Below are 19,181 nucleotides of genomic sequence, written 5' to 3' on the forward strand. Positions count from 1 at the left end.
CACCTCCGGTACGACGGCCTCCCGCGGCCACGGCCTGCCGGCCATGCGGGCCAGACTCCGCCAGCTCGGCGGCACCCTCACCGTCGAGAGCACCCCGGGCGAGGGCACCGTGCTCTCCGCCGCCGTTCCCCTGCACATCGGGAGGCCGGGATGAACCCGCCGGTTCGGCTCCTCGTCTGCGACGACCACGCGGTCGTCCGGGCGGGCCTGCTCGCGCTGCTCGCCAGCGCGGGCGACATCGAGGTGGTCGGCGAGGCCGGCAGCGGGGAGGAGGCCGTCACCCTCGCCTCCAGGCTCCGGCCGCAGGTGGTCCTCATGGACCTCCAACTGGGCAGCGGCATCGACGGCGTCGAAGCGACCCGGCGGATCACCGCGGAGCCCGACGGGCCGTACGTCCTCGTCCTCACCACCTTCGACACCGACGCCGACATTACCCGCGCCATCGACGCCGGGGCCACCGGCTACCTGCTGAAGGCCGAGCGTCCGGAGGAGCTGTTCGCGGCCGTGCACGCGGCGGCCGCCGGCCGCACCGTGCTCTCACCGCCGGTGGCGAGCCGGGTGATGGCGCAGATGCGGGCCCCGGCCCCCCGGCTCACCGAACGCGAACAGGAGATCCTCGCCCGTCTCTCCGAGGGGCTGGGCAACCGGGAGATCGCCCGCGCCCTGTTCATCAGTGAGGCGACCGTCAAGACCCACCTCGGCCGCATCTACGACAAGCTCGGCGTCGAGACCCGTGCGGGTGCCGTCGCCACAGCCAAGGAGCGCCGCCTGCTGAGATGACGACCGGCGGCGGTGGCCCCGGGCAGGTCCGGAACCTGTCCGACCTACCCGACCTGCCCGACCTGCCCGCCCGGCAGGTGGTCGGTGGTGTTCCAGAAGTCGGGACGGAGCCGGCCGTCCGCGGCGCGCCACAGGCTGGTCGAGCAGTTGCGGACGGGCTCAAGGTCGAGCAGCTGCGCCTCGGTGAGGCGGTCCAGGATGTGCCGGAGCATCAGCACCGTGCAGTCGTGCGCGACCACCAGCACCGGCCGTCCCGCCTCCTCCTCGCAGAGGTCCCGCAGCACCCCCCGCACCCGCAGTGCCACGTCCAGCCACGATTCGCCGCCCGGCGGCCGGTAGTACAGCTCACCCATCCGCCGCCGCCGCGCCGCCTCCGCGGGGTGCTCCTTCTCGATGGCGGCCCGGGTGAGCATCTCCAGGACGCCGAGCTCTCTGTCCCTCAGCCGTTCGTCGTAGCGCACCGGCACGCCCACCGGCACGGCGCCCAGCCCGGAGGCCTGCGCCAGGGCGATCCGCGCGGTCTCCGTGGTGCGGACGTACGGCGAGCACCACACCGCACGCGGCCGGTCGGCGGCGGGCAGTCCGGCCCACCAGCGGCCCAGTGCCTGTGCCTGGGCCTGGCCGTGCAGGGAGAGCGGGATGTCGGCGTCACGGCTGTTGATCGGGACGGTCAGCGCACCGGCCTCCTCGGCCAACCGGAACTCCACGTTGGCGACGGACTCGCCGTGCCGGGTGGCGATCAGGACGGAGGGCAGCGGGCGGCTGTCCTCGCGTTCGGTGCGGTGCCCGTTCAGGATGGTGCCGGCCTCTGCCATCGCCCGTCTCCCCGTCTCGGTCGTGTCGCGCTGCGCGCAGCGCCGGCGGCGCCCCTGGGTGGTGGGGGGAGGGCACGCCCGTGGGGAGTCGCGCCCGGACACGATGATCGCGCCGCCACCACCAGTGTTGACGGTGGTGGCGGCGCGAGCACAGGGCGCACGATGCGCAGCACTGTGCGCCTCGCGCCCCCTGCGCGCTGGCCGACCGACCCGGCTCCGCCGGGTCCCCGCTCGCCCACGCTCGGCCTTGCCGGGCCTATGAGCCCTGCCCGGGCCCCCGCCGGCCTCAGTGCGCGGCTGCGGGCTGCGGCGCCTTCTCCACGGCCTCGTCGCCGGCGTCGGCCGTGTAGTCGACGGCGCGGGTCTCGTCCTCGCCCTCGGGAGCCTTCGCGGCCTTGAACACGAACGTGAGCACCACTGCGACCAGCAGGTTCAGCACGAAGGCGGTGAGGCCGATGTAGCCGATCTCGCCGATGACCGGGATCTCCGCGGAGTTCCCGCCGAAGTGCTTGGTCGCCTTGGAGGAGATCCCGTACGCCGTCCAGGTGCCGTAGGCCATGCCGGCGGCCCAGCCGGCCAGCAGCGCCCAGCGGTGGAACCACCGGGTGAACAGGCCGCCGACGATGGTGACGAAGGTCTGCAGGATCCACAGGCCGCCGAGCAGCTGCAGGTTGATCGCGAACTGCTTGTCCATCGCCAGGACGAAGACCAGCGCGCCGACCTTCACCAGCAGCGAGGCGATCTTGGCGACCCGGGTCTCGTCCGCCGGGGTGGCCTCCGGCTTCAGGAACTCCTTGTAGATGTTGCGGGTGAACAGGTTGGCCGCGGCGATCGACATGATGGCCGCGGGCACCAGGGCGCCGATGCCGATCGCGGCGAAGGCCACGCCGGTGAACCAGTCCGGGAACATGTTCTCGAACAGCTGCGGCACCGAGAGCTGGGCGTTGAAGCCCTGTACGCCCTTGCCCACGCCGGCCGCGATCGCCATGAAGCCGAGCAGCGCCAGCAGGCCGAGCATCAGCGAGTACGCGGGCATGATCGCCATGTTGCGGCGCACGGTGTTCCGCGACTTGGAGGCCAGCACGCCGGTCACCGAGTGCGGGTACATGAACAGGGCCAGCGCCGAGCCCAGGGCCAGCGTGGCGTACGTCCAGTGCGAGCTCGGGCCGAGCACCAGCGAGCCGGAGGGCTTGCCGGTGGCCGGGTTGACGGTCGAGAACTTCTGGGCGGCCGCGTCGAAGATGTGGCCGTAGCCGCCGAGCCGCATCGGGATGTAGATCACCGCGACGATGATCACGATGTAGACCAGGGTGTCCTTGACGAAGGCGATCAGCGCCGGGGCCCGCAGGCCGGAGGAGTAGGTGTAGGCCGCGAGCACCGCGAAGGCGAGGAACAGCGGCAGGTCCTTCATGAACCAGTTGCCGGAGCCGCCGACGCCGAGCACGTCCAGCACCGCCTGGATGCCGACCAGCTGCAGCGCGATGTACGGCATGGTCGCGAGGATGCCGGTGAGCGCCACCACCAGGGACAGCGCCTTGGAGCCGTACCGGCCGCGCACGAAGTCGGCCGGGGTGACGTACCCGTGCACCCGGGAGACCGACCACAGCCGCGGCAGGAACAGGAACACCAGCGGGTAGGCGATGATCGTGTACGGCACGGCGAAGAAGCCCGCCGCGCCGGTGCCGTAGATCGCCGCCGGGACGGCCACGAAGGTGTACGCGGTGTAGAGGTCGCCGCCCAGCAGGAACCAGGTGACCCAGGTGCCGAAGCTGCGGCCGCCGAGGCCCCACTCGTGCAGGTGCAGGGCGTCGTCGGCGCGCCGCCACCGGGCGGCCAGGAAGCCCATCACGGTGACCAGCACGAAGAACAGCAGGAAGACCGTCAGCGCGGTCACGTTGATGCCGGTGTGCATCACGCGTCACCGCCCCGGGCGGCCTTGCGGGCCTTCTCGTCGTGCTTGATCAGCAGGTAGGCGCCGACCGTGAAGAGCGCCGAGACCGGCACCCACAGCAGTTGGTACCAGTAGAAGAACGGCATCCCGCCGACCTCGGGGTCGGCCTTGGTGTACGAGGACACCCAGAGGGTCGCCACGACCGGTACGGCCAGGCAGATCGCGGCCAGTACGCGGGCCGGTGTGACGGCGGGGAGGGGACCGGCGGCCCCGTCCGCGGTGGGCGGTTGCACTTCTGACGACATGTTGCGGCTCCGGCTGAAGAGGGCTCACCTCGTCGGCGCCGCAAACGCGCGGAGCTGCCTCCGCCCGCCCGCCGAGCAGCACCTTTGGTGATCGGCAGTCAGTACGGGAGCGAAATGTAGGGCACGGACGTGACCTGTGTCACCGGTTCGCGCAGAAACGTCCTGATCCGGTCGGCGGAGGCCGACCGGATCAGGGGGCGGTGCGTGCGGAGGCGGCTCAGGCCGGCGGCTGCTCCGGCCGCTGCAGGCGGGTGATGAACTTGTACCGGTCGCCGCGGTAGATCGAGCGCACCCACTCCACCGGGGCGCCCTCCGCGTCGAAGGAGTGCCGGGAGAGCTGGAGCATCGGCAGACCCAGGTCGGAGCCGAGCAGGCCCGCCTCGCGCGGGTTGGCGAGCGTGGTCTCGATGGTCTCCTCGGCCTCCGCCACCGTCACCCCGTACACCTCGCGCAGCGCGGTGTAGAGCGAGTTGTGCTTGACCAGGTTGCGGCGCAGCGCCGGGAAGCGCTTGGCCGACAGGTGCGCGACCTCGATCGCCATCGGGTCGCCGTTGGCCAGCCGCAGGCGCTCGATCCGCAGCACCCGGCTGCCGGGCTTGATGTCCAGCAGCGGGGCGAGCCGCTCGTCGGCGCTGATGTAGCCGACCTCGATCAGCCGGGAGGTCGGCTCCAGGCCCTGTGCGCGCATGTCCTCGGTGTAGGAGGTGAGCTGCAGCGCCTGGGCGACCTTGGGCTTGGCGACGAAGGTGCCCTTGCCCTGGATGCGCTCCAGCCGGCCCTCGACGACCAGCTCCTGCAGCGCCTGCCGGACGGTGGTGCGCGAGGTGTCGAACTGGGCCGCCAGCGCCCGCTCCGGCGGCACCGGGGTGCCGGCCGGCTGGGTCTCGGTCAGCTGCAGCAGGTGGCGCTTGAGCCCGTAGTACTTGGGCACCCGCGCGGCCGTACCGGTGGCCGCCGTGGACTGCGCCGGCACCGTGGTGCCCTCCGGGAGGGCCGCCGTGCCTCTCTCGCCGCTCATGGCCGCTCTCACTCCTCGCCCTGCAGCCGTCACCGGCTCCTCCGTCGTTGTATCAGCACATGGTCGCACGCGGGGGCCGCCGAGTGTGAGCTCCTGCGGTCCCGGGTTCGGCCGGACGGTCCCGGCCTGCCGGAGCCGGATGCGACTCCGGTCCGTCCCCCCTGCCCCGCACCCCGGGCCCGTGCACCCTCCGGTCGGACGCCGCACCGGTGGGGCTCCCCACCCCGGTCGAGCACCCACCCGGTCGAGCACCCCACCCCGGTGAAGGGCCCCACCCACAGGGAGGGCCCCGCCCCGGTCAGGCGGAGGCCGCGCCCAGCACCAGCCCGGCCAGCGCCTCGGCCGCGGCCACGCCGCAGACCCGGGCGCCGCCGTGGGTGGCGAGCACGGTGGTGCCGCGGCTGCCGAAGGTGTCGGCCAGGGCGTGCGCCGTGCCGATCTCCACCACCACCGCGTCGGGGCGGGCGGCGGTCATGGCGAGCGCGGCCCGCAGCATCCACGGGTGCCGGTGCACGTCGCGGACGACGATCACCAGCGGTCGGTTGACCGCGGCGCCGAGCAGCGGCCGGACGTCGACGTCCGAGCCCTCGGCGGCGACCGCCACGTGCAGCAGGCCGGAGCCCTCGATCCGGGTGGCGGGGGCGCCGACCCGGGTGTGGGTGGTGCCGGGGACGAGCTCGGTGAGCGGCCCGGAGACGCCCCACGGGGTCTGGTCGCCGACCGCGATGTTGGCACCGGGGGAGAACTCCACCACGTGCGGCACACCCTCCAGCGGGCGCAGGTCGCCGTGGATGCGCAGCGCCCGGCGGGCGGCGGCCAGTCCGATGCCGACCTCGCCGTGCGAGCCGGCCTCGTGCAGCCGCTCGGCGGCGGACCAGCGGGCGACGGCCCGGTTCCGCTCGGCGGCCTCGTGTAGCCGCTCGGCGGAGAGCCGGCCCTCGCGGACGGCCCAGACCAGGGCGTCGCGGAGGTAGAGGAAGGCCTCCTCGTCCTGCAGGCCGCCGCCGACGCAGATGGTGTCGGCCCCGGCCGCGACGGCCCGGACGGAGCCGGCGGCGACGCCGTGGGTGCCGGAGATGGCGCCCATCTCGATGCCGTCGGTGACGATCAGTCCGGTGTAGCCGAGTTCGCCGCGGAGCAGGCCGGTGAGGATCTCCCGGGACATGGTGGCGGGCAGGTCCGCGTCGTAGGCAGGGAAGAGGATGTGCGCCGTCATGATCGACTTCACGCCGGCCGCGATGGCGGCGCGGAACGGCTTGAGGTGCTCCTGCACCTGCTCCGAGTTGAGGTCGATCCGCGGCAGTCCGAGGTGGGAGTCGCCGGAGGTGTCGCCGTGGCCGGGGAAGTGCTTGGCGCAGGCCGCCACCCCGGCGGACTGCAGGCCGCGGACCCAGGCGGCGGTGTGCCGGGCGGCGAGGTCGCCGTCGGAGCCGAAGGAGCGGACGCCGATCACCGGGTTGTCGGGGTTGGAGTTGACGTCCGCGTCGGGCGCGTAGTCGAGGTTGATGCCGACCGACGAGAGGTCGAGGCCGATGGAGCGGGCGACCCGCTCGGTGAGGTCGGTGTCGTCGACCTCGCCGAGCGCCAGGTTGCCGGGGTAGGAGGAGCCGCTGGAGACCTCCAGCCGGGTGACGTCGCCGCCCTCCTCGTCCGTGGCGATCAGCAGCTCCGGGTTGAGCGCGTACATCTCGGCGGTCAACGCGGCGACCTGCTGCGGGGTACGGATGTTGCGGCCGAACAGCGCGACGCCGCCCAGCTCGCCCGAGCCCAGTCTGCGGCGCAGCCACTCGGGGGCGGTGAGCCCGGCGAAGCCCGGCTGGAGCACCGCGCCGGCGTCCGTGAGCAGTTCGACGCTTTCCGTACCGGGAATCGCCATGGTTCCTTCCCTGGGTTGGGTGCGGGAGGTGGGGTGGTGCGGGGGGCGGGCCGCGCCTGTGACTGTCAGCCCTTGACCGCACCGGCGGTCAGGCCCGCCGACACCTTCTTCTGGAAGATCACGAAGAGCACGATCACGGGCAGCGAGACCATCAGGGCGCCGGCCATCTGCGAGCCGTAGTCGGCGCCGCGGGTGGGGGTGGTGGCGTAGAAGGTCAGCCAGATCATCGAGGTCTTCTGGCCGCCGGTGGAGAGCAGCACGTTGGCGACGATGAACTCGTTCCACGCCTGGATCCAGCTGTACACACCGGTGGTGATCAGGCCGGGCAGGGTGAGCGGCAGGATGACGCGGAAGAACGCGCCCCACTGGGTGCAGCCGTCGACCATGGCGGCCTCGTCGAGCTCGGCCGGGATGTTGACGATGAACGAGCGCAGCGTCCACACCACGTAGGGCACGGTGAAGACCAGGTAGGCCAGCATGACGCCGAAGAGCGAGCCGGTCATGCCGGCCTTGTTCATCACCACGAACAGCGGGACGATGATCGCCAGCAGCGGCACCATCTGGACGACCAGCATGGTGACGATGAAGAAGTTGCGGCCGCGGAAGCCGAACCGGGCGACGGCGACGGCGGCCAGGAAGCCGACGACGAGGCCGAGCACCACCGCGCCGAGCGTGATGACGACGGTGTTCTGGAGGCCCGGCAGGAACTCCTTGTCCTCGAAGATCGTCTTGTAGCTGTCGAAGGAGAACGCCTGCGGCCAGAAGGTCGGGTCCTTGGCGATCAGGTCCTTATTGGACTTGAAGGTGGTGATGATCATCCAGTAGATCGGGAAGCCCATCACCACCGCGAAGCCGAGGCCGAGGGTGTTCCAGACCCAGGTCATCACCGGGCTCTGGCCGGTCGCGCGGACCTTGGCCCGGACCTTCGGCGCGGCGGCCGCGGCGGCCGTGGTGTCGACGGTGGTCATCGGTCCTGGGCTCCGATCTTGAGCATCTGGCGGATGTAGAAGACGAGCACCGCCAGCATGAGGAGGATCATGGCGATCGAGATCACCGAGGAGTCGCTGTACTTCGAGGCGACGATGCCCTTCTGGAAGAGGTAGGTGCCGATCGTCCAGTAGCCGGGCTCGGGCGAGGTGTTGCGCAGCGAGAAGATCTGCGCGAAGACCTGGAAGTCCCAGATGAAGCTCAGCGCGGTGCTGATCATCAGGAACGGCTTGATGACCGGGATCACCACGTGCCGGAAGGCCTGCAGGCCGGTGGCGCCGTCCAGCTTGGCGGCCTCCATCAGCTCCTTGGGCACCTGGGTCAGCGCGGCGTGGAGGCCGAGCACCAGGAAGGGCAGCGCGCCCCAGACGATGACCGCGGCGCCGACCACGTAGAGGCCGACGGTGGGGTCGGCGAACCAGTCGTAGTGCTTGGTCTTCTCGTCGCCGGTGAACAGGTAGCCGATGTAGTCGACCACGCCGCCGTTGGAGGCGAAGAGCCAGCGGAAGATGGTGCCGGTGACGAGCGCGGGGATGGCCCAGACGAACATCATCACGGTGATGCAGACGACCTTGACCCAGCCGGAGACCCGGTTGAGCAGCAGGGCGAACAGCATGCCCAGCACCATGGAGAGGACGACCAGCTCCAGGGTGAACCAGACCGAGCGGAGCACGACCTCCCAGAACTGGTCGTCGCCGAGGACCTTGCCGTAGCCCTCGAACCCGATGTACTTCGACAGCGCCGGGTTGACCAGGTACGAGTACCGGTTGATGTTCTGGAACGACAGGTCGAACAGCTGGTACAGCGGATACGCCAGAACGCCCACCAGGGCCGCGACGGCCGGCAGGATCATGGCGTACGGGATGTAGTGGCCGCCCGCCAGGAAGCCGCGGCTGCGCGGCGGCGGGGCGGCGGCCGCGGTCTCCTCGACCGCCACCGGCGTTTCGTTCGTTGTCACGCTCATCTGGGTCCTTCCCGGCCCGCGGAACTGCTCGGTACCTGCGCGGGTGGGCAGTCCGCGCTCGCGCACGGACTGCCCACCCCCTGCACGCTTCGTCAGCCGTTCAGGTCCTTGAGGACGGTCTCCTCGACCTTCTTGAGCTCCGCGGCCGGGTCGCCGCCGGCGGCGATCGCACCGAAGGCGTTCTTCAGCGCGGTCTCGTCGGCACCGGACCACATCGGGGAGTTCGGGATGAACCAGGTCTGGCCCTCGGCGGCGTCACCGGTCGCCTTGTTCTCCGGCGCGGCGGCCTTGTAGGCGGCGACCAGGTTCTTGGCGTTCGGGATCGCGAACTTCGCGAGCTCGGTCTGCTGCTTGGTGTTGGTGAAGATCTGCAGGAAGGTCGCGCCCAGGCCCGGGTTGGTGGACTTGGCCGGGACGGCCAGGTCGGAGCCGCCGAGGAAGGCGGGGGTGGGCTGGCCGGCCGCGTTGCCCGGGAGGGCGATGCTGGCGAGCTTGTCCTTCAGGGTCGGGTCGCCGACCTTCGGGTCGGCGACGGAGCCGAGCTCCCAGCCGTTGCCGACGATGGCGGCGATGTTGCCCTTGGCCATCAGGGCGTCCTGGGTGGCCTCGTCGGTGGTGGCGCCGCCGACCGAGAACTGCTTCTGCAGGTCGTTCCAGACCTTGACGCCCTCGATGAACTTGGGGTCGGTCAGGGTGCCGGTCCACTTGTCGCCGTCGCTCTTGGCGACGATGTTCTTCACGCCGAAGGTGCCGGCGCCGAAGGAGGCGGCGGTGTACCAGTTCTGGCCCGGCAGGTACAGGGCGGAGAAGTTCGGCACGGAGGCGTTGGCGGCCTTCACCTTGGTGAGGGCGTCCTTCAGCTCGGCCAGGGTGGTCGGCGGGTTGGTGACGCCGGCCGCGGCGAACAGGTCCTTGCGGTAGATCAGGACGCGGGCGCCGGCGTAGTACGGGACGGCGTAGGTCTTGGAGCCGTCCGGGGTCTGGCCGGAGGCGGCCAGCGAGTCCAGGTACTTGTCCGAGTTCTCGAACTGGGCCTTCACGCCGGTCAGGTCGACGAAGGAGCCGGCCTCGATGTACTTGGCGGTCTGGGTGTTGCCGAGCTCGACGACCTCGGGGGCGTTGCCGGAGAGCAGGGCGGTGTCGAGCTTGGTGGTGTAGTTGGTCCAGGTCTGCCACTGGATGTCGACGTCGGCGCCGGTCTCCTCCTTGAACTGCTTCTTGGCAGCCTCGACGACCGACGGCCAGCCCTTCTGGGCGTCGTCCATCAGCCAGACCGTGATCTTCTTGCCCTTGCCGTCCTTGCTGAGGGTGGCCTGCTTGGCGTCGCCGGAGGAGCCGGACGAGGAGCAGGCGGACGCGACGAGAACGGTGGCAATGGCGGCCACGGCGGCGAGCTTGCGGTTCAAACCATCCTCCAGAGGGATGAGCAAGGTGTGGCACCGGGCTGTGGGGGCGTGGCCCTGAAGCGTCGTGCCGGGGGGAATGTCACCGGTGATTGCGAAGGGGGAACAGCAGGGTGGAGCGGCAACCGGCCTGGTGGAGTAGACCATTGGTGTAGACCAACTGCCCTGGAGATTGGCACGTACCAAAGAAGGCCGTCAAGGGTTCGCGAGTGCTCGGGGCACACCGTTATCAACGCTTGACACGGTCGTGCGCATCTGGTGGTCGGCGGGGCTTGGACTGGACCATCCCGGCCGGGAAATCGGGCGAATGCCCCATGAACAGCCATAGATGGAGAACGATCCGTCCTCGGGCCTAACCCTCCCTCAAGTGGACCTTAAGGCAGCCCTAACGGAGCGTGCGGTGAGTGCGTGCTCACCCTGCGTATCCGCATGACAACGGCTCTGCAACGACTGGTGCTTACGCCCCCGTGCGCCGTTGACGCGACCAGTGGTCTGGTCCAGTCTCGGCGAACTGGTCTGTACCAATGCGCAGACCTTCCCCGACCCTCCGGAGGAAGCGTGAAGCGGCAGTTGACGGCGGCGATCGGCATGGCGGCCCTGCTGGCCACCGCGGTGGGATGCGGCAGCAGCGGCTCCCCGGGCGGGGACGGGGCGGCCTCGGCCGCCGCGGAGACGGGGACCATGACCGTCTGGCTGATGGGCGAGGCCCAGACCAGCTGGCCCGAGCTGGTCCAGCAGGTGAACGACGAGTTCGCCGCCAAGTACCCGAAGGTCGAGCTCCGGCTCCGGTACCAGACCTGGAAGGACAAGATCGCCAACCTGGACGAGGCCCTGAAGGGCGAGCGGGTGCCCGACGTCGTCGAGCTCGGCAACACCGAGACGATGAAGTACATCCTCAACGGCTCGCTCGCGCCGGTGGACCGCACGGCCTTCGACAACAACCAGACCTGGATCCGCGGCCTGGTCAACACCTGCACCTACCAGGACAAGCTCTTCTGCGTGCCGTACTACGCCGGTGCCCGGGTCGCCATCTACAACTCGGCGATGTTCCAGGAGGCCACCGGCAGCTCCTCCGTCCCGGCCACCGAGGACGAGCTGATGGCCGCCCTCGACAAGATCCAGGCGAAGAACCGCAGCGGGAAGGCCTTCTCGCCGCTCTACCTGCCGGGCCCCTACTGGTACGCCGCGATGTCCTACGTCGCCGCGTACGGCGGCGCCATCGCCCGCTTCGACAACGGCGGCCGCTGGCACGGCACCCTCAGCGACGAGAAGTCGCAGCAGGGCATCCAGCACTTCGTCGACCTGGTCAAGCGGTACAACCACGGCGACCTGACGGTGAACGAGCTCGACCAGGCGGCGGTGCTCGGCAAGCACCGCACCGCGATGCTCTACGGCAACGGCTGGGAGGCCGCCGCCGCACTGGAGCCGCTCTCCGGCGACCCCAAGCTCAAGGACGTCGTGAAGGTCGCCGGCATGCCCGGCCCGAACGGCAAGCCGCTGCCCTCCTTCATCGGCGGCTCGGACCTCGCGGTCACCGCCAAGTCGCAGGTCCAGGACCTCGCCAAGGACTGGATCCGGATGTTCACCAGCGCCAAGTCGCAGCAGGTGCTGGCGGACAAGGACACCCTGCCGAACAACCTCACCCAGCTCGCCCCGCTGAAGAACAAGCCGGCCACCGCGGCCGCCGCCAACGCCGTCCCGGACGCCTGGTTCACCCCGGTCGCCCCGGGCTGGGCGGCGATCGAGAAGCAGAACGTCCTCGTCGACATGCTGAACGACATCTTCGCCGGCACCTCGGTGGAGACCGCGGCCAAGGCCGCCGACGCCAAGATCGACGCGCTGATCAACAACCCGTCCTGAGTCGCCCGGCCGGGCTCCGGAGTTCGTTCCGGGGCCCGGACACCGTAGGATCGAGCGGCAACACCTTTGCAGCGAGTGTGCGGACTCGCCGCCGTGAGGACCCGCCGGGCCAGGAGCCCGCAGCGGGCAGAACCATCTCAACGGAGGCACACCGATGTCCGACCCGCAGACCGTCCCCGGCAGGATCATGGCGGCGGAGATGGCCGAGCAGCCGGCCGTCCTGCAGCGCATCCTCGACGAGGGCGCCCCCAAGATCCGCGAGATCGCCGCCGAGATCGCCGCCCGCAACCCGCGCTTCGTGCTGCTGACCGCCCGCGGCACCTCCGACAACGCGGCCCTGTACGCGAAGTACCTGATCGAGGTCCTGCTCGGCAAGCCCGCCGGCCTCACCTCGATGTCCACCACCACCGCGTACGGCGCCAAGCCCGACCTCCGGGACTGCCTGGTCGTCACGGTCAGCCAGTCCGGCGGCTCGCCCGACCTGGTGGCCTCCACCAAGGCCGCCCGCGAGGCCGGCGCCATCACCCTCGCGGTGACCAACAACGCCGGCTCCCCGCTGGCCGAGGTCTCCGAGTTCCACATCGACGTGCTGGCCGGCCCGGAGAAGGCGCTGCCGGCGACCAAGACGTACACCGCCGAACTCCTGGCGCTGTACCTCTTCGTCGAGGGCCTGCGCGGCGGCGACGGCTCGGCCGCCAAGGCCCTGCCCGGCCTCGCCGCCGGCGTCCTGGAGCGCCAGGCCGAGGTCAAGTCCCTCGCCGAGCGCTACCGCTTCGCCCAGCGCCTGGTCATCACCTCGCGCGGCTACGGTTACCCGACCGCCCGCGAGGCGGCGCTGAAGCTGATGGAGACCACCTACATCCCGGCGTCGCCGTTCTCCGGCGCCGACCTGCTGCACGGCCCGCTCGCCATGGTGGACAACGTCTCCCCGGTGATCGCCATCGTGCCGGACGGCAAGGGCGGCGAGGCCCTGCAGCCGGTCCTCGACCGGCTCCGCGGCCGTGGTGCCGACCTCGTCGTGATCGGTCAGGAGGCCCAGGTCGAGGCGGCCTCGGCGGGCTTCGCGCTGCCGGCCGGCGTGCCGGAGGAGGTGCAGCCGATCCTGGAGATCCTGCCGCTTCAGCTGCTCGCCTACGAGGTGACGATCGCCCGCGGCCAGGACCCGGACGCGCCGCGCGCCCTCGCCAAGGTCACCGAGACCCACTGACGCCCGGCGCATCGGGCACACGGAAGGGGCGCGCGGGGTGGGAAACCCCGCGCGCCCCTTCCGTACGTTCTCGTACGTCCGCGGCCGCCCGTCCGGCGGCCGTCCGCCCGGGTCCGCCGTGCCGGCGGGCGCCCGGAAAGCACTACGGGCCACGGCGCCGACACAGGACCCTCAACCCGTGCGGCACCGCAGCCCGGAGCTGTCGTCGGCGGCCGGTGCGGCCGGGAGTTGTGCGGGACTCCCGGGCCACCGGTGCGCCGACCGAGAAGGGACCTCGCGCGGTCAGGGCAGTGTGCGCGGGGGGTCTCTCCTTGGTGCGTTTCCCATTGTGGACTAGACCAATTGTGGTTGTCCAGGGGTGCGCCGACATTGGTCTGGACAACGTCGCGGAAGGTCCCGCGGGGCCGTTTTCGTTAGGCTCGCCCTGTGCCCTCGCTGAACGAACTCGTCCGCCGCCACACCACCCTCACCGGTGCCGACGTGGAGTGGCTGCACCTGCTGGTCTCGGAGTGGCAGCTGCTCTCCGACCTCTCCTTCGCCGACCTGGTGCTCTGGATCCCCACCTGGGACGGGATCCGGTACGTCTCGGTCGCCCAGATGCGGCCGAACACCGGTCCGACCTCGTACCAGGACGACATGGTCGGCCACCTGGTGCCGCGCGGCCGCCGCCCGCTGCTGGACGCGGCCTACGACGAGGGCCGCATCGTGCGCGAGGGCGACCCGGAGTGGCGCGAGGAGGTGCCCGTCCGGGTCGAGTCCATCCCCGTCCGGCGCGAGGGCCGGGTGTTGGGCGTGATCGCCCGCAACACCAACCTGCTGACCGTCCGCACCCCCAGCCGGCTGGAGCTCACCTACCTGCAGAGCGCCTCGGACCTGGCCCAGATGATCGCTGCCGGAACGTTTCCCTACCCGGCCGAGCAGACCGACATGGACGCGGCGCCCCGCGTCGGCGACGGCCTGATCCGGCTCGACGCGGACGGCATCGTCACCTACGCCAGCCCCAACGCGCTCTCCGCCTACCACCGGATCGGCCTCAACACCGACCTGGTGGGCAGTCATCTCGGCCGCACCACCGCCGAGTTGGCCCCGCCGTCGCGCTCCGCGGTGCACGAGTCCCTGGTGAAGATGGCCAGCGGCTGGGCGCCCCGGCAGACCGAGGTCGAGGCGCAGGGCGGGGTGGTGATCATCCGCTCCATCCCGCTCAAGCCCAAGGGCACCCCCACCGGGTCCCTGGTGCTCTGCCGCGACGTCACCGAGCTGCGGCGGCGCGACCGCGAGCTGATGACCAAGGACGCGACCATCCGGGAGATCCACCACCGGGTGAAGAACAACCTGCAGACCGTCGCCGCGCTGCTGCGGCTGCAGTCCCGCCGGATGGACTCGGACGCGGGCCGGGCCGCGCTGGACGAGGCGGTGCGGCGGGTCGGCTCGATCGCCATCGTGCACGAGACCCTCTCGCAGACCCTCGACGAGCAGGTCGCCTTCGACGAGATCGCCGACCGGGTGCTCGCCATGGTGATGGAGCTCTCCCAGGACGGTCTGGTCAGCACCAAGCGCACCGGCAGCTTCGGCATCCTCACCGCCGAGGTCGCCACCCCGCTCGCGATGATCCTCACCGAGCTGCTGCAGAACGCCCTAGAACACGCGTTCGGCCCGAAGGCGGCGGGCAACCTGGAGGTCAGCTCCCTGCGCGGGCGGGCCCCGGCGACCGGCATGGGCTGGTCCGACAGCTGGAACGACGGCGTCAAGCCGGAGGAGTACCTGCTGATCACCGTGCAGGACGACGGCCGCGGCATGCCCGAGGGCTTCGACCCGCAGAAGGCCGGCAACCTCGGCCTGCAGATCGTCCGGACCCTGGTCACCGGCGAGCTCGGCGGCACCTTCGACATGGTCGCCGCCCCGGGCGGCGGCACCAAGGTCGTCCTGGAGATCCCGGTGAAGTAGCGGCGGCGCGGCCCGGGAACGCCACGAGGCCCTGCCGACCGGGGGGGGTGGGTCGGCAGGGCCTCTCAACCCGTTCCGGCCGTCGGGGGGAGTCGGCCGGAACGGGGGCTCTGTGGGTGCGACGCGCTGCACTCGTGTGTTGCACACGGTGAACGGCCCAGGTCCACAATATTGCTCTCAGTGAGCAGTATCAAGGCCCCTGGCGGCCCGGCGTCGTCCGGGTCGCGCCGTGCGGCGCGACCCTTCGTGCGGAAGGCCCTGGGAACACTCGGAGACAGGGCCTTTGATCATGGATTGATCAGGTGGTGCTGGCGGCGTGTCAGGCGGTGCGGGCGCGGTTGCGGGCGGCACGGCGCTTCATCGCGCGACGCTCGTCCTCGCTCATACCGCCCCAGACGCCGGCGTCCTGGCCGGTCTCGAGCGCCCACTGCAGGCACTGGTCCATGACGGGACAGCGGCGGCACACGGCCTTGGCTTCCTCGATCTGCAGCAGAGCAGGACCGGTGTTCCCGATCGGGAAGAACAGCTCCGGGTCCTCTTCGCGGCAGACAGCGCGGTGGCGCCAGTCCATGGTCGTCCAACTCCTCCGGTCGGCGGGCGGTGGCCCGGCCGACGCAATCGACGGCTTGTGAATGTGAACGCTTTCACGAATCCCGCAACAGCAAAAGCGACCAAAGGCCCATCGGGCCCGGGTGGTCTGCGCTGAGGTGGGGTTCGGGCGATTCGAGGGAGTTCCGCGTGTCCCGCTGCGGCCCGTCCCGATCGCCATGTAGAGGTTCGCAAACCTGCGGCCCGGATACAACCCCCTTCGGCAAGGAATTTTTGATTCTTCGGTGTCGCATAGCTCACAGCCCGTACTTCTATGGGGTGAAGGGGGCTAGCGCGTTCGAGAAGAAGGGTGGGACCCCCTTCTGGTCACACAATCACACGCAGTGCCCGCCGAACGCCTGTGAAACTGACGCGACTCCTGTCTCCAAGGTGGTCCCCGTCGACCTGAAACGGGGCCGGTTCCTGTGAAACCAAGGTGAAGTGTCTGACGTCGTGATAGGAGACGACGTGTTTCCCGCTCGGTCCGGAGGCCGCCGCGGCGCCGTCCGCAGGGGTGTGCGACCGCAGAATCTGACGGACCGTTCGAGCCGTGCCGAACGCCGTCATTCGAGTGATGCCGAAGATGTCAAGGTGCGTCTCGAAGGACGCGGAGGGCGAGGGGTACACCGGACGGTTCCCGAGGAAGGTCCACGGCGAGGTGTTGCTGACTATCGACAGCACCAGGCCCGGCACCGGCTCCCGCCCGTTGATCTCCAGGGTGATGGGGCCGTTCCGGCGATGCTCACGCTCGGTGACGTAGTGCCGGAGCGCCTGGTTCACGTAGAGGGCGTGCGTGGAACGCCGGCCCGCCCTGCGCTGCTCCTCCACCCGCCCCACCACGCCGGCGTCGAAGCCCAGCCCCGCGGTGAAGGTGAACCAGCGGTCCGGCTCCCCCTCCGAGAGGGCCTTGCCCAGCCCGATGGAGCGCTCCCGCCGGACGGCCAGCGCGTCCAGCAGCGCACCCGTCGCCTCCACCGGGTCGTTCGGCAGCCCCAGCGCGCGGGCGAAGACGTTGGTCGAACCGCCGGGCACCACCGCCAGCCGCGGCACCCGCTCGGACGGGCCGTGCGCGAGCAGCCCGTTCACCACCTCGTTGACCGTGCCGTCGCCGCCCAGGGCGACCACCAGGTCCACCCCGCCGTCCTCGGTCGCGGCACGCGCCAGGTCGCCCGCATGCCCGCGGTACCGGGTCTGCGCGACCTCCAGCTTCAGGTCGCTGCGCAGGGCGTGGATCAGTACGTCGCGGGTGCGGGCACTGGTGGTGGTCGCCATCGGGTTCACGACCAGGAGAGCGCGCATGAACGCCAGCCTACGGGTCGGTACCGGAGGCGCGGCGGTTACCCTGCTGGAGTGACCGCGAAGACCGCCCGCACCGCACCCGCCCCCGCCACCGGCCAGGAGGGCGCCACGAGCCCCGCCGGAGCCCGCCCGGCCCCGCTGCTCACGGGTGCCGCGATCACCCTGCTGGAGGGCGCCGCACTCGCCGGATGGGGCCTCTACGACGTCGTCTCCTCCCTCGTCGGCGACCACGCCGCGGCCGGCCGCAGCGCCGCCGGCGCCGCCGTCCTGCTGCTGATGGGCCTCCTCCCGCTGCTGGCCGGCCGGGCGCTGCTGCGGCTGCGCCGCTGGGGCCGCAGCCCTGCGCTGCTCACCAACTCCATCTGCCTGCCGGTGGCCTACTACATGTGGCAGGGCGGCGGCGCCGTCCGGGTCGCCGCGGTGGCCGTCGGCCTGCTGGGCCTGGCCGGCATCGTCTCGCTGCTGAACCCGAAGGTCACCGCCGCCCTCTACGGCGAGCAGGGCTGACCCGGGCCCGGACACGGGCGAAGGCGGAGGGGCGCGGTCCGAACCGCGCCCCTCCGCCTTCTGCGTCACCGCCCCGGGCCGACCGGGGCCCGCCCTCACTCCTCGACGAGGAGCTTCTCCCGCAGCTGGGCCAGGGTGCGGGCGAGCAGCCGCGAGACGTGCATCTGCGAGATGCCCACCTCGGCGGCGATCTGCGACTGCGTCATGTTGCGGAAGAACCGCAGCACCAGGATCTTCTGCTCGCGCGGCGGCAGCTGGGCGAGCAGCGGCTTCAGCGACTCCCGGTACTCGACGCCCTCCAGCGCCTCGTCGGTCGCGCCGAGGGTGTCCGCCACGGCGGGCGACTCGTCGTCGCTGTCCGGCACGTCCAGCGAGAGCGTCGAGTACGCGTTGGCGGACTCCAGGCCCTCCAGCACGTCCTCCTCGGAGATCCCGAGGTGCTCGGCCAGCTCGTGCACGGTGGGCGAGCGCCCGTGCCGCTGCGAGAGCTCGCTGGTCGCCGTGGTCAGCGACAGCCGCAGCTCCTGCAGCCGGCGCGGCACCCGGACCGCCCAGCCCTTGTCCCGGAAGTGCCGCTTGATCTCGCCCACGATGGTCGGCGTCGCGTAGGTGGAGAACTCCACCCCGCGCTCGTGGTCGAAGCGGTCGACCGACTTGATCAGGCCGATGGTGGCGACCTGCGTCAGGTCGTCCAGCGGCTCGCCGCGGTTGCGGAAGCGCCGGGCCAGGTGCTCGACCAGCGGGATGTGCATCCGCACCAGCTGGTTGCGGATCTCCACCCGCTCCGGCGAGCCGTCCGGCAGCTGGGACAGCCGTACGAACAGCGCGCGGGCGGCCTCGCGGTCCGGCGCCGCCGAGCGGTGGCCCTGGGCGGGCACCGCGCTGCGCACCGCGGTCGCGGCGGACGACAGCTCCTCGTCCGCGGGCGCGGCCGCCGCGGCGGGCTGCTCCGGTGTCGGATCGGTGGGCTGGGTCATCCGCTGGGCGTCCTTCGGGTACGCGTCGTCGGTCGGGTTGGCGTCGGCGATGCGGGCAGCGCTCGCCTGGGGCGGTACGGCCACGTCTGCGGTGGCCGCCGGCACCGCGGCGGCCCCTGTGCGGTCCAGATCACTCACGGCGATCACCCGTTCCGTTCCGGGAGCACTTCTCACTGGCTGTACCGCAGCGGACTGCGGTACGGGGGAGCCGCACGCGCCGGGCGCCGGCCCCGCCGGGCGGCACCTGCGCGTACGGCCCGAGGCGCACGGCGCTACGGCTGGGCAGGAGACCCGCCGCGCTTCTTGTGCAGGCTGATGATGACGGTGTTGTCCTCGCCCACGGACGAGTCCACCTCGCCGGCCAGTGCGGAGAGCACCGTCCAGGCGAAGGTGTCCCGCTCGGGGGCGCGGCCGTCGGTCGTGGGCGCCGACACGGTCACCTTGAGCGAGTCGCCGACCAGCCGGAACTCGCAGCTCAGGACGGAACCCGGCACCGCCTGCTGGAGCAGGATGGCGCAGGCCTCGTCCACCGCGATGCGGAGGTCCTCGATCTCGTCCAGGGTGAAGTCCAAGCGGGCCGCGAGGCCCGCCGTCGCTGTTCGCAGCACTGAGAGGTAGGCACCCGCCGCGGGCAGCCGGACCTCGACGAAGTCCTTCACGTCGGGCTCACCGTCGATCTGGGACACCCTCACCTCCTGGGTGACGCGCGGTGCTTGCGGCCGGACGGCCGCGGCACTTCCTCTTGCTTCGCTCAACTGCT

17 protein-coding genes are annotated in these 19,181 nt (G+C 71.1%); 5 read left to right on the forward strand and 12 right to left on the reverse strand.

The annotated features are described in order from the left end of the window. Window positions 1–150: 150 nt before the first annotated feature. Complete coding sequence (locus ABZ641_RS05760; protein ID WP_359979440.1) at window positions 151–780, forward strand: response regulator transcription factor; 630 nt, start codon at window positions 151–153, stop codon at window positions 778–780. 44 nt (window positions 781–824) lie between these two features. Here the strand turns inward: ABZ641_RS05760 and ABZ641_RS05765 are convergent, their stop codons facing one another. The 8 genes from ABZ641_RS05765 to ABZ641_RS05800 form a co-directional block, all read right to left on the reverse strand. After that, the gene (locus ABZ641_RS05765) at window positions 825–1,595 is read right to left on the reverse strand and encodes a histidine phosphatase family protein (RefSeq protein WP_344624454.1); all 771 of its coding nucleotides are present in this window, start codon (window positions 1,593–1,595) and stop codon (window positions 825–827) included. Between the two features lie 286 nt (window positions 1,596–1,881). After that, a complete protein-coding gene (mctP, locus tag ABZ641_RS05770) occupies window positions 1,882–3,507 on the reverse strand; it encodes a monocarboxylate uptake permease MctP (protein WP_359979444.1) in 1,626 nt (541 codons plus the stop codon). Continuing rightward, window positions 3,507–3,791 (reverse strand): DUF3311 domain-containing protein, encoded by a 285-nt coding sequence (locus ABZ641_RS05775; protein ID WP_344624452.1) that lies wholly within the window; start codon window positions 3,789–3,791, stop codon window positions 3,507–3,509. The genes mctP and ABZ641_RS05775 overlap by 1 nt, the downstream gene beginning before the upstream one ends. Window positions 3,792–4,008: 217 nt before the next feature. Beyond that, on the reverse strand, window positions 4,009–4,809 hold the full coding sequence (locus ABZ641_RS05780) for a GntR family transcriptional regulator (protein ID WP_344624451.1): 801 nt from the start codon (window positions 4,807–4,809) through the stop codon (window positions 4,009–4,011). Between the two features lie 298 nt (window positions 4,810–5,107). Continuing rightward, on the reverse strand, window positions 5,108–6,685 hold the full coding sequence (locus tag ABZ641_RS05785; RefSeq protein ID WP_344624450.1) for a glycoside hydrolase family 3 protein: 1,578 nt from the start codon (window positions 6,683–6,685) through the stop codon (window positions 5,108–5,110). Window positions 6,686–6,750: 65 nt separating this feature from the next. Continuing rightward, entirely contained in the window at window positions 6,751–7,653 is a 903-nt protein-coding gene (locus ABZ641_RS05790) for a carbohydrate ABC transporter permease (protein WP_344624449.1), read from the reverse strand. Continuing rightward, window positions 7,650–8,636, reverse strand: a complete 987-nt coding sequence (locus ABZ641_RS05795; protein WP_359979449.1) for a sugar ABC transporter permease — start codon at window positions 8,634–8,636, stop codon at window positions 7,650–7,652. The genes ABZ641_RS05790 and ABZ641_RS05795 overlap by 4 nt, the downstream gene beginning before the upstream one ends. Before the next feature lie 92 nt (window positions 8,637–8,728). Then, a complete protein-coding gene (locus tag ABZ641_RS05800) occupies window positions 8,729–10,042 on the reverse strand; it encodes an extracellular solute-binding protein (protein ID WP_359979451.1) in 1,314 nt (437 codons plus the stop codon). Between the two features lie 555 nt (window positions 10,043–10,597). Here ABZ641_RS05800 and ABZ641_RS05805 point away from each other — a divergent pair. The 3 genes from ABZ641_RS05805 to ABZ641_RS05815 all read left to right on the forward strand — a co-directional run bounded on the left by ABZ641_RS05805 (window position 10,598) and on the right by ABZ641_RS05815 (window position 15,050). Next, window positions 10,598–11,899 (forward strand): extracellular solute-binding protein, encoded by a 1,302-nt coding sequence (locus ABZ641_RS05805; RefSeq protein WP_344624446.1) that lies wholly within the window; start codon window positions 10,598–10,600, stop codon window positions 11,897–11,899. Window positions 11,900–12,053: 154 nt separating this feature from the next. After that, window positions 12,054–13,106, forward strand: a complete 1,053-nt coding sequence (locus tag ABZ641_RS05810) for an SIS domain-containing protein (RefSeq protein ID WP_359979453.1) — start codon at window positions 12,054–12,056, stop codon at window positions 13,104–13,106. Between the two features lie 426 nt (window positions 13,107–13,532). Then, the gene (locus tag ABZ641_RS05815; protein WP_344624444.1) at window positions 13,533–15,050 is read left to right on the forward strand and encodes a PAS domain-containing sensor histidine kinase; all 1,518 of its coding nucleotides are present in this window, start codon (window positions 13,533–13,535) and stop codon (window positions 15,048–15,050) included. Window positions 15,051–15,369: 319 nt separating this feature from the next. Here the strand turns inward: ABZ641_RS05815 and ABZ641_RS05820 are convergent, their stop codons facing one another. Then, window positions 15,370–15,621, reverse strand: coding sequence for a WhiB family transcriptional regulator (locus ABZ641_RS05820; protein ID WP_030267905.1), 252 nt, complete (start codon window positions 15,619–15,621; stop codon window positions 15,370–15,372). A 344-nt stretch (window positions 15,622–15,965) separates the two neighbouring features. Further along, window positions 15,966–16,937: a diacylglycerol kinase family protein gene (locus tag ABZ641_RS05825; protein WP_359979457.1), complete on the reverse strand. Its 972-nt coding sequence runs from the start codon at window positions 16,935–16,937 to the stop codon at window positions 15,966–15,968. A 51-nt stretch (window positions 16,938–16,988) separates the two neighbouring features. On the opposite strand from ABZ641_RS05825, the gene ABZ641_RS05830 reads away from it, so the two are divergent. Further along, a complete protein-coding gene (locus ABZ641_RS05830; protein WP_344624442.1) occupies window positions 16,989–17,444 on the forward strand; it encodes a hypothetical protein in 456 nt (151 codons plus the stop codon). Window positions 17,445–17,539: 95 nt separating this feature from the next. Here the strand turns inward: ABZ641_RS05830 and ABZ641_RS05835 are convergent, their stop codons facing one another. After that, a complete protein-coding gene (locus ABZ641_RS05835) occupies window positions 17,540–18,559 on the reverse strand; it encodes an RNA polymerase sigma factor SigF (protein WP_344624441.1) in 1,020 nt (339 codons plus the stop codon). A 134-nt stretch (window positions 18,560–18,693) separates the two neighbouring features. Beyond that, window positions 18,694–19,107 (reverse strand): anti-sigma regulatory factor, encoded by a 414-nt coding sequence (locus ABZ641_RS05840; protein WP_344624440.1) that lies wholly within the window; start codon window positions 19,105–19,107, stop codon window positions 18,694–18,696. Between the last annotated feature and the right edge of the window lie 74 nt (window positions 19,108–19,181).

It is taken from the genome of Kitasatospora sp. NPDC007106 (genome assembly GCF_040634455.1).
GTDB lineage: Bacteria > Actinomycetota > Actinomycetes > Streptomycetales > Streptomycetaceae > Kitasatospora > Kitasatospora arboriphila.